Source organism: Silvibacterium acidisoli (assembly GCA_022870745.1).
Lineage (GTDB): Bacteria > Acidobacteriota > Terriglobia > Terriglobales > Acidobacteriaceae > Silvibacterium.
This window is the reverse complement of sequence record CP085323.1, coordinates 1,791,917-1,805,088: the sequence shown is the minus strand read 5'-3', so window position 1 is coordinate 1,805,088 and position 13,172 is coordinate 1,791,917. Positions and strand designations below refer to the sequence as shown.

The window sequence follows — 13,172 nt, the reverse complement described above, 5'->3', positions numbered from 1 at the left end:
GCTTCGCTCGCCGTTTCATAATGGGGCAACTATCCCTAACTGAAACGCAGCGATAAATTCCTCTTCGTTCGCCCTCGTGTGTCCCGCGGCCGCCGTGTCGAATGGAGAGGAGAAGAGGCCGACGCACCTTGTTAAGGTTTTGTGTTCGAAGTGTTGTCTTCGCGTTTGTGCTGACGGCGCCCCTATGGGCGCAGCAGAAGATCGCCACCATTGGTAACGCCGCCGCGGCGCGGCAGCGAGACGCGCGATTCCTGGCCCATCGTGGGATCGGTGTACGTAGTTCTGCACATGCGCCCGGTAATCCAGCGGAGCTACTGCTGAGTGCACGAGCGCAGCATGGCAGGATGTATGCACGGCTGGGTGTGGCTGCCACTACGCCTTCGTATCCGCAGGCGTGGCAACCGGTGGGACCGGCCTACGTGAACACCTCGCTCTACGGTGCCGTCACCGGCCGGGTGACCAGCATCGCCGTCGATAGTTCGGACCCCTCCGGGAACACCGTGTATGTCGGTACGACCGGCGGCGGGGTCTGGAAATCGACCGATGCAGCGGCTTCCTCTTCAGGATCGGTCACCTTCACTCCGATGACCGATGTGACCAGCGCTTTTAATGCGGATAATGAAATTTCGCTCAGCATCGGGGCCTTGAGCGTGCAGCCGGTATCTGCAGGTACGGAGCCGGTGATTCTCGCGGGCACGGGTGATCCCAACAACGCGACCGATTCCTATTATGGGGCGGGGATTCTCCGTTCGACCAATGGCGGTCTCACATGGAGCCTGATCACGCAGTCCGATGATGCGAACTACAGTGGAAGCCGCAACTTCGTCTTTTACGGAAGTGGCTTTTCCGGATTTGCCTGGGGAACAGTAAACGGCAGCCCCGTCGTGGTGGCCGCGGTCTCGCAGGCGTCGGAGGGGATCACGACCAACGCGACCACCTCCGCTTACAGCATGATGGGGCTGTACTACTCCACGGACTCTGGCCAGAGCTGGCGGATGGCGACGATCGAGGACAGCTCCGTAGCCAGCGGAATCGTCCAGTCGTCCACGAGTAATTTCGGCGGCTGTGGCGCGTCGGTGGCCGGTGCATCCACGCTGTGCGGGAATGCGGTGACTTCGGTCGTCTGGAATCCGGTACGGAATAGGTTTTATGCGGCGGTGCAATTCCATGGCTACTATGAGTCCGCGGATGGGGTGACATGGACGCGGCTTGCAGCTCAACCCGGCACGAACCTGACGTCAGGGTACTGCCCGACGAACCCGGGTGCTCCAGGTTCGCGTGGCTGCCCCATGCTGCGTGGAACTCTTGCGGTGCAGCCGGTGACGGGAGATATGTTTGCGATCACCGTCGACGAAAACAATCTAGACCAGGGATTGTGGCGTGACGTTTGCGCGCTCAGCAGTGGTGCGTGTTCCTCGGCATCGCCGGCCTTTGTAACCCGGATTGCCGATTCGGCCATCGAGGCTGGAAATCTTGATTCAGCCGTACCGGCAACGACGATCTTGCAGGCGGATTACGATCTCTCGCTTGCCGCGGTCCCTTCCGGGCAGGACACGCTCCTGTTCGTCGGCACTGCCGATCTTTTTCGCTGCAGCCTGGCGGAAGGCTGTGCCTGGCGGAACGCGACCAATTCCACTACCTGCGCCGGAGCGAAGGTGGCTCCGGCACAGCATGCCATCGATGCAACTGCGTGGTCCACGCAGTTGCTCTATTTCGGCAACGATGGAGGCCTGTGGAGAACCACCGACGACGTCAACCAGCAGCAGGCGGCCTGCTCAAGCGACGATGCCACGCATTTCCAAAACCTGAATCCCGCAATCGGGTCGCTCGCGGAGGTCGAGAATCTGGCCCAGGATCCCACGAATCCGCAGAACATGATGGTTTCGCTGGGCGGTCTGGGGACCGCGGCGCCACAGGGGGCGGACGGGTGGCAGCAGGTGCTGAACGGTAAAGGGAACTACGCGGCCATCGATCCTGTCACGCTGACGAACTGGTACGCGACCTCGTACTTCGGAGTGGGTATCAATCGCTGTGCAAAGGGCGCGGCCTGCACCATTGCGGATTTCGGAAGCCCGGTAATCGGTAACACGCAGGTGGATGGCGATGAGTCTGAGCCGGTCCTTGCGGCGCCGTGGATCCTCGATCCCCAGAACCCGGCGAATATCCTGCTGGGGACCTGCCGCATGTGGCGTGGCCCGGCGACGGGGGGTGCCGGCTGGAGCTCCGCGAACCAGATCAGCAACTCGCTCGATGGCATCGGCGGCAACTCGCCCTGCAGCGGGAACGCGCTAGTCCGTTCGCTCGCCGCCTCGGGCAGCACCAGCGACGCAGAGGGAACGCCCGAGCGTGTGTATGCGGGTATGGCCGGTGAGTGCGACATCGCCTCGCTGGGCGCGTGCGATTTCAGCGGTGGCGGCACGGTACCGGGGCATGTCTTTACGGCGTCGATCGATGCCAACTCCGGATCCTCGACCGAATGGATCGATCTCTTCCACTCCTCGGTAGCGAATGGCGGCGCGCAAAATGACCAGTTCAATCCAGGCGGTTTCGACATCTCCAGCCTCTACGTCGATCCCCACGACCCCACTGGACAGACGGTTTACGCGACTGTCGAGGGCTTTTCCGGAAATGGACTGGTAGTCGCCAAGGTTTACGCTTCAACGGACGGCGGAGCCGACTGGAACAACATCACCAGTAACCTGCCGGACGCCCCGGCAAACAGCTTCGTGATCGATCCGAACGATGCGAACACTGCGTATGTGGCCCTCGATACCGGCGTTTACGTTACGACCAGCATTAGCTCCTGTGCTCCCCCCACCAGTGCCTGCTGGACTGCTTTTGGCACGTCGCTGCCGGCCGCGCCTGTCGTGCAGCTGGCGACCTTTAATGAAGGGTCGACCTCGGTGCTGCGTGCGGCAACGTACGGGCGGGGCGTGTGGCAGACGAACCTGGTCACGGCGGGCACGACCTTCGCCAGCCTGACTGTTTCGCCCATGTCCTTGAGCTTTCCCGGCCAGGCAGTTCAGACGGCAAGCGCGGCACAGAGCGTTCAAGTTACCAACACCAGCAACTTCACGCTGAACGTCTCGCAAATTGCGGTGACCGGCGATTTCACCGAAACGGATACTTGCGCCGGCCCGGTTGCGCCGGGCGATGCCTGCAGCATTTCCGTATCCTTCGATCCAACGCAGACCGGCACTCGCTCGGGAACCATGACCGTGTATGCGAACATCCCGACAGGGCAGGCGACCGTCGCTCTCTCAGGCGAGGGACTGGCTGCATCTTCGGTGGTTCTCAATCCCGCGAGCCTCTCTTTTGCGCAGACGCTGGTCGGCCAGACGGCGCAGGCGCAGAACGTAACTATCTCGAATGAAGGCGGCGTGCCCGCGTCACTCACCAGTGAAACCGTTACCGGAGATTTCTCGATCAGCGCAAATACCTGTGTCGCGTCGCTGCCCGCGCAGACAGGCTGTACGGTCGGGATAAGCTTTACCCCCACGGCTCCAGGGAATCGCAGCGGAGCGCTGACTGTAGTTGACAGCTCTGGCACGCAGACGGTCCCGCTGCTCGGCATCGGCGCCGCTCCAGCGACCGATGTGCTTACGCCGTTGAGCCTGGCTTTCCCGGCACAGGTGATCGGCACCAACAGTGCGACGCAGACGGTAACGCTGACAAACAACGGCGACCAGGCCCTGCAGCTGATCGCCACCCAGGTAAGCGGGGACTTCAGCGCGATCAACAGCTGCGGAACCTCACTCGCGGGACACACGGCCTGCGCGATTACTGTTGTCTTTACTCCGACGACAATCGGTACGGAAGCGGGGACCCTGATCGTCGGAGACGCCCTGCGCAGCCAGCCGGTTGCGCTCACCGGCGTAGGCGTAGCCCCAGCCGGTGTTTCGGCAACGCCCGCCGCGGTGAACTTCGGAAACTTCGGGGTCGGCCAGACGAGCCCGGAGCAGACGGTCACGGTGACGAACAATGGCGGTGTCGCGCTTACCGGTCTGCAGCCATCTATTGCCGGCGACTTCACGCTTGTCCAGGGTCCGAACCCCTGCGGGCAAACCCTCGCCGTTGGTGTGAGCTGTGGACTCGGGGTAGTCTTCAAGCCCTCCGTGGCCGGTGCCCGCACCGGGAACGTGACGGTCGATTTCACCAATCTCGGGCATCCGTTGAATGTGACGCTGGCGGGTAATGGAGAGGATTTTTCCCTTCAGGTCGCCGGTTCGTCGTCAGCGACCATCACAAGCGGACAGACGGCGACCTACAGCCTGCAAATCCTCCCCATCAACGGGTCGACCGGTACGGTGGCCCTCGCCTGTGCGGGAGCGCCCGCCAACAGCAGTTGCTCCGTGAACCCGGCGTCTGTCACTCTCAGCGGAGAGAGCACGGCGAGCGCGACGGTTACCGTGATCACCGGGAAGGCGCCCTCGACCGCGCAGGAGCGGAGGAGCGAGAGCAGGGGATGGGGTGTATCTCTTGCCCTGTTGCTGCCATTGGGGATTCTTGCGGTCCGGCGGCGTGGAGCGGTATTGCGGTGTGTTTGCCTGGCAATTCTGCTTTGCCTGGTTCCCAGCGGCTGCAATCTTGGGGTGACGCCGGGAAAAAACACGACGGGAAGTACGCCTCCGCCGGCCAACAGCACTCCCTCTGGCACCTATACCTTGCCGGTCACCGGAGCCGCGCCCGGCCTAAGTCACTCCGTGCAGCTCACATTGAATGTCGAATAGGGCCATGCGACGGAAGTCGCATCCCCTGAGTGCTTTCGAGTAGGATATCTTCTGTAAGTGTCCGCGTTGCGGGCGCGGACCGGGAGCAGATGAGTCGACTCAAAATCGGAGTTCTGTTGTACGCCGCCGGGATGCTGACTCCAACAGCCTTCGCGAAGGATCGCAAGGTGATTACTATCCATGCAAAGCGTTACGCTCATATTCCCCCTGAAATTACGCTCGATAAATGTCAGATGGAGCTTCTCACGCTCGTTGCGGGCGATGTGCCGCGTGGCCTGGCGCCTGGAAAGTCCGTCAAATCAACAGTGATCCCTCTCGAAACCGGTGATTTTTTCGCGGAACCTGTTTCCGTTTCCCTGGTATCGGGCACCGTTTGATGACACTGGCCGTGCACGTTTTGCAGTAAGAACGATCTCCGGGCCTGTTCTCTCCCGGAACGATGTATGTAGCACCCCGTCATTCCGCACTCATGCTGCGGACGCGGGAGCCGCAAGCGGTAATTTTTGTGAAGGAGTTCTCATTCGGCTGAACTGCGGCTAAGCAAGCACCGCACGGCTTTCGAGGTTATGCGCAAGCAATTGGTTCTGGGCTTTGCCCTTCTTCTTCCCCTGCTTCCTTTCACCGCGCCTGCTCAAAACATGCAGGGCGGGACGAACACCGTGGATTGTTCCGACCCCACGATGGCTGCTTCAGCGGCCTGCAACTCTCAGAACTCCAATGGGTCGGGAGCTAGCGGCCTGGGGAACATGGATCGCAGCGGCAGCATGGGGCAGTTGGGGATAACAACCCCCCAGACGCAGACCAGCACGGGCAGCAGCATGCCTCAGAACTATAACGACGTAAACGGTCTCGGGTTGCAGGGAAACCGCTACAGTAACCGGATACCGCTTCCTCCCGAGCCGCTGACAGAGTTCCAGAAGTTCGTAGCCAGCAGTACCGGGCAGATATTGCCTATCTTCGGCGCATCGCTCTTTCAATATGCTCCGGCGAACTTCACCCCGCTCGACCAGATTCCCGTTCCCGCCGATTACGTGATCGGGCCGGGGGACGAGTTGCGTATCCGGGTCTGGGGCCAGGTGAACTTCAATGCCAATCTCCGCGTCGACCGCTCCGGAGAGATCTATATTCCACAGGTCGGGCAGATTCATGTGGCAGGCATCCCGGCGCAGGTATTGAACGAACATCTCCGCTCGGCCATTGGACGCATCTTCCGAAACTTCGACCTGACGGCAGATGTGGGCCAGACCCGTGGCGTGCAGGTGTATGTCGTCGGTCAGGCGCATAAGCCGGGCACATACACTGTCAGCTCGCTCAGTACGCTGGTGGATGCTCTCTTTGCCAGCGGCGGTCCTTCTGTCCTCGGTTCGATGCGGCACATCCTGTTGAAGCGTGGCGGCCAGGTCGTTACGGACTTCGATCTCTACGATCTGCTGGTGAATGGCGACAAATCTCACGACACCACCCTGCAGTCGGGCGACGTCATCTTTATTCCTGCTGTCGGGCCGCAGGTGGCCTTCGTCGGCAGTGTCAGCCGGCCAGGCATCTATGAACTACGCGGCGAGTCGACGGTAGACCAGGTTCTGAAGGATGCAGGCGGAGCCTCTGCTATCGCAGAAGGCGCGCGCGTATCCATTGAGAGAATCGTCGATCACGATCACCGCACGGCCATGGAAGTAAGCCTGGACTCCTCGGGATTGTCGACACCTGTTCACAATGGCGACATTCTGCGGATTCTCTCCATCGTGCCTTCGTACAAGCAGACCGTAACGCTTCGCGGCAATACCGCCAATCCCGGCCGTTTTTCCTGGCACGAGGGCATGAAGCTCTCTGACCTGATTCCCGATCGCGATTCGCTGATTACCCGCGACTACTGGTGGAAGCGGACGCAGCTCGGCCTGCCGACGCCCGACTTCGAGCCGGTGCCGACACTCTCGGCCATGCGGCAGCCTGGTTGGCCCGTCGATCTGCGCGCCCAGCAGCGCCTCAGCAACTATTACCGCAGCAGGTATACGTGCGTTCTGAAGACCGCCGATAATACCAGCAGTCTGTCGAGCCGATCCAATACCCAGGCCCAGATGGGCATGCAGTGCCCTCCCGGCTACGAGCCCAGCCCCTGGGTATCGGTGACGGGCAGCAGTGACAATTTGAATCAGGGCAGCCAGCCTTCGATCTACAGCCCGTCGGATAATCCGGCTGGCCAGTCGAATGGCCAGTCCAACGGACAGGATCAGGGACTTTACGGCGATCTAAGCGGTTCGGGCAGCTATGCGCCCAGCGATCCACGCTCGCTGCAGGGCAATAATCCCACGGGTCCGCAGACCGAGAGCAGCGGTACGCTGGCCGAGCGTGCTTCGCGGGTGGTCACGCAGAACACGGCTTCAGCTACACAGCACACCACCGTCACCCTGTCGGCTCCCGAGATCGACTGGGACTACGCCGTGATTGAGCGCCTCAACCCTGAGACTCTGAAGACTTCGCTGATATCGTTCGATCTCGGCAAGCTGGTGATGGGGCATGATGCTTCGCAGGATCTGACCTTGCAGCCGGGCGACGTGGTGAGCGTATTCTCGCAAGCCGACATTCATGTTCCAGTCGCCGAGCAGACGAAGTTTGTGCGGCTCGAAGGCGAGTTCAATCACTCCGGCACATACAGCGTAAAGCCGGGAGAGACATTGCGGCAGCTGGTGGAGCGGGCCGGAGGCCTGTCAAACGGAGCATACCTGTACGGTTCCGAGTTCACTCGCGAATCGACCCGGGTGATCCAGCAGCAGCGCATCGATGAATATGTGCGGTCGTTGCAGCTCCAGATCCTTCGCGGAAATCTCGCGCAGACCTCTTCCGCAACAGCCAACGCGCAGGACATTGCCGGCGCTACCGCGGCGCTTCCGACTGCAAACCAGCTCATCGACAAGCTGCAGCTTATCCGCGCGACAGGCCGCATGGTGCTCGAGATGAGGCCTGACGCGAGCGGGCTGGCTAGCCTGCCCGACCTGCCCCTCGAAGACGGCGACACCTTCACCGTTCCGAGTATGCCTTCGACCGTGAACGTGGTCGGTGCCGTGTATGACCAGAACTCGTTCCTCTACGCGAACGGAAGACGTGTCGGTGACTACCTGGGTCTTGCTGGCGGTCCCAATCGCGATGCCGATCGCAAGCACTCGTTTGTGATCCGCGCTGACGGATCGGTGCTGAGCCGCCAGGCAAATAAGGGAGTCTGGGGAGACACCTTTAACGCGTCGGCCATACATCCGGGCGACACTGTAATCGTTCCGGAAAAGACCTTCCGCCCCTCGGCCGCAAAGGGATTCCTGGAATGGTCACAGTTCTTCTCGTCGATAGCCATTGGTTCCATTGCAGCAGCCATCCTTTTTTAAGCCGGAAAGGAAGTCGAATCGCATGAACGATACGGTAATAGTCACGGGCGGCGCAGGTTTCATCGGCTCCAACTTCGTTCTGGAGTGGATCAGCCAGACCGGCTCGAAGGTTGTAAACCTTGACCTGTTGACCTATGCAGGCAACCATGAAAATCTGCTCTCGATCGAGAAAGACCCGAGACACGTTTTTGTAAAGGGAGATATCGGCGATCGCAAGCTGATCGCTGGTCTTTTTGCGGAGCACCAGCCTCGTGCCATTCTTCACTTTGCGGCCGAGAGCCATGTAGATCGATCGATCGAAGGCCCGGAAGCATTCGTCAAAACGAATGTTCTGGGCACATTTGCATTGCTCGAAGAGGCAAAGGCCTATTGGAATGGCCTGACCGGCAAGGATAAGCAGGACTTCCGTTTCCTCCATGTCTCGACGGACGAGGTTTACGGCACGCTCGGTCCTGATGATCCGGCCTTCTCTGAAACTACCCCGTATACACCGAACAGCCCGTATTCTGCCTCAAAAGCGGGCTCCGACCACCTGGTCCGTGCTTACTTCCACACCTATGGCCTGCCGGTTCTTACGACGAATTGCTCGAATAATTACGGCCCCTACCAGTTTCCCGAGAAGCTGATTCCGCTGGTGATCCTGAATGCGCTCGAAGGGAAGTCATTGCCAGTGTATGGAGACGGCCTCAATGTGCGTGATTGGCTCTTCGTCAAAGATCACTGCTCTGCCATTCGTACCGTACTGGAGAAAGGCAAAGTCGGCGAAACTTACAACGTCGGCGGTTCGAGCGAGCGGAAGAATATCGAGGTCGTCCACGCCATCTGCGACATCCTTGACGAACAGCGCCCCAGCGACAAAATCGGCAGCCGCCGGAGCCTGATTACCTATGTGAAAGATCGTCCTGGTCATGATCGCCGGTACGCGATCAATGCAACCAAGATCCGCGAAGAGTTAGGATGGCAGCCAACACAGGTCTTCGAGGGCGGCATTCGCGAGACCGTGCAGTGGTATCTCGACAATATGCAGTGGGTCGAGAATGTGAAATCAGGTGCGTACCAGCAGTGGATTGATCTCAATTACTCGGAGCGGCTGGCCAAATGAAGGGAATTATCTTAGCGGGAGGTTCAGGCACTCGGCTGTATCCCGTAACGCATGTCATCTCGAAGCAGTTGCTGCCGGTGTATGACAAGCCGATGATCTACTATCCGCTGACCACGCTGATGCTGGCGGGGATTCGCGAAATTTTAATCATCTCCACGCCGCAGGACACGCAGCGCTTCGCGGACCTGCTGGGTGACGGCTCTCGCTGGGGCATGAAGCTGCAATATGCCGTGCAGCCCAGCCCCGATGGACTGGCGCAGGCCTTCATCATCGGCAAAGAGTTTGTCGGCAACGATTCTGTCGCGCTGGTTCTAGGCGACAACATCTTCTACGGGCAGTCACTCTCCACGCAGCTGCAGCGCGCCGCGCAGAAGGACTCGGGCGCTACCGTTTTCGCCTACCAGGTGCATGACCCTGAGCGCTATGGCGTAGTCGAGTTCGACCGCGACGGCCGAGCGATCAGCCTTGAAGAAAAGCCCGATAAGCCGAAGTCACGCTACGCGGTGACCGGCCTTTACTTCTACGACAACGAAGTCGTGCAGATCGCCTCGGCTCTTAAGCCCTCGCCGCGCGGCGAGCTGGAGATCACAGACGTCAATCGCGAGTATCTCAATCGCGGCAGCCTGAATGTCGAAATCATGGGCCGCGGCATGGCCTGGCTCGATACCGGCACGCATGAGTCGCTATTTGAAGCAGGCATGTTCATCCAGACCATCGAGCGCCGGCAGGGATTGAAGATAGCATGCCCTGAAGAAATAGCGTTCCGTTATGGTTACATTTCCGCCGGGCAGCTTGAAGGGCTGATAGCGCCTGTCCGGAAGAGCGGATATGGCCAATACCTGATTTCGCTGCTCAACGATCAGCAGGTTGCCGGAGACACAATCGGATGAAGATTACCGAAACAGCTATTCCTGGCGTCCTGCTTTTTACGCCGAAGCGCTTCAGCGATTCACGCGGTTTCTTTCTTGAAACTTATAACGAGCGGCTGATGCAGGAAGCGGGCCTGCCCACCGATTGGAAACAGGATAATTTCTCCGTGTCGTCGAAGGGCGTGATTCGCGGTATTCACTATCAGGTGATTCAGCCGCAGGGAAAGCTTGTGCGTGTGGCCTTCGGCGCGGTCATCGATGCGGCGATTGACCTGAGAAAAAGCTCGCCGACCTTCGGCAAGCATGTAGCCGTCGAGCTTTCCGAAGACAACGGCTCCATGCTCTGGATTCCGCCGGGCTTCGGGCATGGTTTCTCTGTCCTGACGGAGAAAGCCGGTTTCGCCTACAAGGTGACCGACTATTACTCTCCTGCCGGCGAACGCACCATTCTCTGGAACGATCCGGCGATCGGCGTGGATTGGCAGGTGGCGGATGCCGACGCTGTCGTTTCCGATAAAGATCGGCAAGGCAAGCTGCTGGCGGACGCGGAGATCTTCGCATGAAGCTGGGCCGCGTTCTGATCCTGGGTGCGCAAGGGCAGCTTGGCGTCGAACTTCAACGGGAGTTTGCCGACTACGCCGATGTTGTTGCCATGGGGCGGGAGGGCTGCGACCTGAGCCGCCCGGAAACGATCCCAGGCGCCATCGCCGAGTCTGAACCCGAAATCATTCTGAACGCGGCAGCTTATACCGCCGTCGATCGGGCAGAGTCCGAACCTGACCTGGCGAACCGTGTTAACGGCGAGGCTCCAGGCGTCCTGGCGGAAGAGGCAAAGCGCAGGAATGCGCTGCTCGTTCACTACTCGACAGATTACGTTTTCGACGGAACGAAGCAGGGCACATGGGTAGAGTCTGATAAGACAAACCCGCTGAATGTTTATGGAGCCAGCAAGCTTCTTGGCGAGCAGAATATTGCCGCCTCCGGGGCGCGGCATCTGATCTTCCGTACAAGCTGGGTCTACAGTCCGCATGGGCAGAACTTTCTGCGCACCATGCTTCGCCTCGGAGCTGAGCGCGATCAGTTACGCATTGTAGATAACCAGTTTGGGGCCCCCACCACCGCTCTCGCGCTGGCTCGCGCAACGCGGCAGGTGCTCGAACATCCCTGGTCACCGAAGCACGCAGGGATCTATCACATGACCTGCGGTGGAGAGACGAGCTGGTGTGGTTTTGCGAAGGCAATCTTCGAGAAGTCTGCGCCGCCCACCGGGAAATCCTGGCCAGCAGTCACAGGTATTCCAGATACCGAATATCCGACCCCGGCACGGCGTCCAGAAAATTCACGATTATCAAATGATCGCCTGAAGAGGAGTTTCGGGGTGGAGCTACCTTCCTGGAGAATTGCTCTTGAGGAAACTTTGGGGAGGCTGTAGAGGCTCAAAAGGCATTCGTGGGTGGTATGCCTTTTGCTTAGTATGCGCCTTCACGGTGAATCATCACGAAGAAGGTCTTGCAGATGATTTTGAACTCCATCCATAAGCTCCATTCGTTGACGTAACGAATGTCGAGCTTGACGCGTTCCGGGTAGGAGACATCGCAACGCCCGGAAACCTGCCAAAGGCCGGTGATCCCTGGCATTGCATAGGAAAACGGCTTCAGGTACATGCCGTACTTGGCCTTCTCCATCTCGACAATGGGTCGCGGTCCTACCAAGCTCATCTCTCCGGCCAGGACATTGATGACCTGAGGGATCTCATCAAGGCTGGTTTTGCGCAGAAAGCGCCCGATCGGTGTCACGCGTGGATCGCTGCGGAGCTTGTGCGTGTCTGCCCATTCGCGCCGCGCCTGAGCGTCTGCAGCCAAGTGGCGCTCCAGGAGATCGTCACTGTTTTCGTACATGGTGCGGAACTTCCACGCAAAAAACGGCTCTTCGAATTGCCCAATCCGCCGATGATGGTAAAAGGACGGCCCTGAAGACGTCACTCTAATGATAAGAGCAATCAACAGGCCGACCGGTAACAGTACCGGCAGCGCGAGAAACACGAGCAACAGGTCGAAAAGAGGCTTTATACCCCGGTACGCAAAGCCTGCGATCGGCAGGTTCTCCGGGATCGCCCGTATTCTCTGTTCGCGAACGCCGACAAAGTCCGTCGCGTGTATATGTTCGTCTTGAAAGCTGGCTTCAGTGGTGAAAAGGTCAGGAGTAGCCATGTTAGCCCAGTAACTTAATTACATTTCGATCCTGCCCGACAGCATAACCCATGCTTGTCGAACTGGAGAATATGTGCGCGTCAGCACAGCAATTTATGTATCTCTTTAGCAAACAGAAATTCCCATGAACACTTGTTTGCAGACAAATGCCTTAAATTCAGGAGCTTATCATTGCCTGATGTGGTTGGACTGCTGATTGGGGGAAAAGGTTTCCTATAAGGGAAATCGTGAGATGGGTCTCAAACCCTTTTGATACTTCCTTTTCCAGCCGAATTTCATAGCTCCCTGGTTGCATTTTTACTCCACAGTAGCAGGGGTTGTAGACCAGCCGATTTCTGACGAGATATTGCTGATAAGCCCGATCGGAAAGCTCCACCTACAACGAGCCCTTGGAAAAACTGAGAAGCGATAAACAGGATCACACGTCTGTCACTTTATGAGACGCGCCTTCAGCGTGCGATGCCGCCTGTGAATCTGAATTGTATCCGCCTTGGGTGGTTCAATGCTAGCCAAAGATGTTGTAGAAAAAGAGCCTTATAATAAGGTGATCCCATTCACAGGCAAACAGATGGCTGAAGAGCAGACAGTAAGCGTTGCGGATGTAAAGCAGGTGGCGGAGCTGGCCAACCTTGAGCTGACTCCGGCAGAGGAAGTACGGATGCAGATGGATCTGAACTCGATCCTGGCCTATGTGGCCGAGTTGAACGAGCTGGACACTTCATCCGTCGCGCCCATGGCTCAGGTTTCCGAGGTAGTCGGAGGCGTCTCTGACTTACGCCCGGATCAGGTTGCTCCTTCGCTTGATCGGGCTAACGTAATGGTCTGCGCCCCCGAAACGGATGGCGCCTTCTTTAAAGTCCCGAAGGTGATCGAGAGATAGCCTGCGA

9 protein-coding genes are annotated in these 13,172 nt (G+C 58.9%); 8 read left to right on the top strand and 1 reads right to left on the bottom strand.

Annotated features, from left to right (window positions below; translation table 11 throughout):
* Positions 1-344 precede the first annotated feature (344 nt).
* The 7 genes from LJD29_RS07310 (at position 345) to rfbD (ending at position 11,507) form a co-directional block, all read left to right on the top strand.
* Positions 345-4,730, top strand: coding sequence for a choice-of-anchor D domain-containing protein (locus LJD29_RS07310; RefSeq protein WP_446745093.1), 4,386 nt, complete (start codon positions 345-347; stop codon positions 4,728-4,730).
* A gap of 89 nt (positions 4,731-4,819) precedes the next feature.
* Positions 4,820-5,107, top strand: coding sequence for a hypothetical protein (locus LJD29_RS07305; protein WP_446745092.1), 288 nt, complete (start codon positions 4,820-4,822; stop codon positions 5,105-5,107).
* 189 nt (positions 5,108-5,296) lie between these two features.
* Positions 5,297-8,104 carry an SLBB domain-containing protein gene (locus LJD29_RS07300; protein WP_446745091.1) on the top strand — a complete coding sequence of 936 codons (2,808 nt, stop codon included), beginning with the start codon at positions 5,297-5,299 and terminating at the stop codon, positions 8,102-8,104.
* Between the two features lie 22 nt (positions 8,105-8,126).
* On the top strand, positions 8,127-9,206 hold the full coding sequence (rfbB, locus tag LJD29_RS07295; RefSeq protein WP_446745090.1) for a dTDP-glucose 4,6-dehydratase: 1,080 nt from the start codon (positions 8,127-8,129) through the stop codon (positions 9,204-9,206).
* A complete protein-coding gene (gene rfbA, locus LJD29_RS07290) occupies positions 9,203-10,096 on the top strand; it encodes a glucose-1-phosphate thymidylyltransferase RfbA (RefSeq protein WP_446745089.1) in 894 nt (297 codons plus the stop codon). Before rfbB ends, rfbA begins: the two co-directional genes overlap by 4 nt.
* A complete protein-coding gene (rfbC, locus tag LJD29_RS07285) occupies positions 10,093-10,638 on the top strand; it encodes a dTDP-4-dehydrorhamnose 3,5-epimerase (protein ID WP_446745088.1) in 546 nt (181 codons plus the stop codon). Before rfbA ends, rfbC begins: the two co-directional genes overlap by 4 nt.
* Entirely contained in the window at positions 10,635-11,507 is an 873-nt protein-coding gene (gene rfbD, locus LJD29_RS07280) for a dTDP-4-dehydrorhamnose reductase (RefSeq protein ID WP_446745087.1), read from the top strand. The genes rfbC and rfbD overlap by 4 nt, the downstream gene beginning before the upstream one ends.
* Before the next feature lie 37 nt (positions 11,508-11,544).
* Here rfbD and LJD29_RS07275 read toward each other — a convergent pair whose 3' ends face one another.
* The gene (locus LJD29_RS07275) at positions 11,545-12,285 is read right to left on the bottom strand and encodes a sugar transferase (RefSeq protein ID WP_446745086.1); all 741 of its coding nucleotides are present in this window, start codon (positions 12,283-12,285) and stop codon (positions 11,545-11,547) included.
* A gap of 544 nt (positions 12,286-12,829) precedes the next feature.
* Here LJD29_RS07275 and gatC point away from each other — a divergent pair.
* Entirely contained in the window at positions 12,830-13,165 is a 336-nt protein-coding gene (gatC, locus tag LJD29_RS07270) for an Asp-tRNA(Asn)/Glu-tRNA(Gln) amidotransferase subunit GatC (protein ID WP_446745085.1), read from the top strand.
* Positions 13,166-13,172: the final 7 nt, after the last annotated feature.

What these genes read in the sequence shown, in the direction of transcription:
- LJD29_RS07305 (WP_446745092.1), top strand. Translation starts at nt 4,820, where the DNA reads ATGAGTCGACTCAAAATCGGAGTTCTGTTGTACGCCGCCGGGATGCTG.
- rfbA (WP_446745089.1), top strand. Translation starts at nt 9,203, where the DNA reads ATGAAGGGAATTATCTTAGCGGGAGGTTCAGGCACTCGGCTGTATCCC.
- rfbB (WP_446745090.1), top strand. Translation starts at nt 8,127, where the DNA reads ATGAACGATACGGTAATAGTCACGGGCGGCGCAGGTTTCATCGGCTCC.
- rfbD (WP_446745087.1), top strand. Translation starts at nt 10,635, where the DNA reads ATGAAGCTGGGCCGCGTTCTGATCCTGGGTGCGCAAGGGCAGCTTGGC.
- LJD29_RS07310 (WP_446745093.1), top strand. Translation starts at nt 345, where the DNA reads ATGTATGCACGGCTGGGTGTGGCTGCCACTACGCCTTCGTATCCGCAG.
- LJD29_RS07275 (WP_446745086.1), bottom strand. Translation starts at nt 12,285, where the DNA reads ATGGCTACTCCTGACCTTTTCACCACTGAAGCCAGCTTTCAAGACGAA.
- rfbC (WP_446745088.1), top strand. Translation starts at nt 10,093, where the DNA reads ATGAAGATTACCGAAACAGCTATTCCTGGCGTCCTGCTTTTTACGCCG.
- LJD29_RS07300 (WP_446745091.1), top strand. Translation starts at nt 5,297, where the DNA reads ATGCGCAAGCAATTGGTTCTGGGCTTTGCCCTTCTTCTTCCCCTGCTT.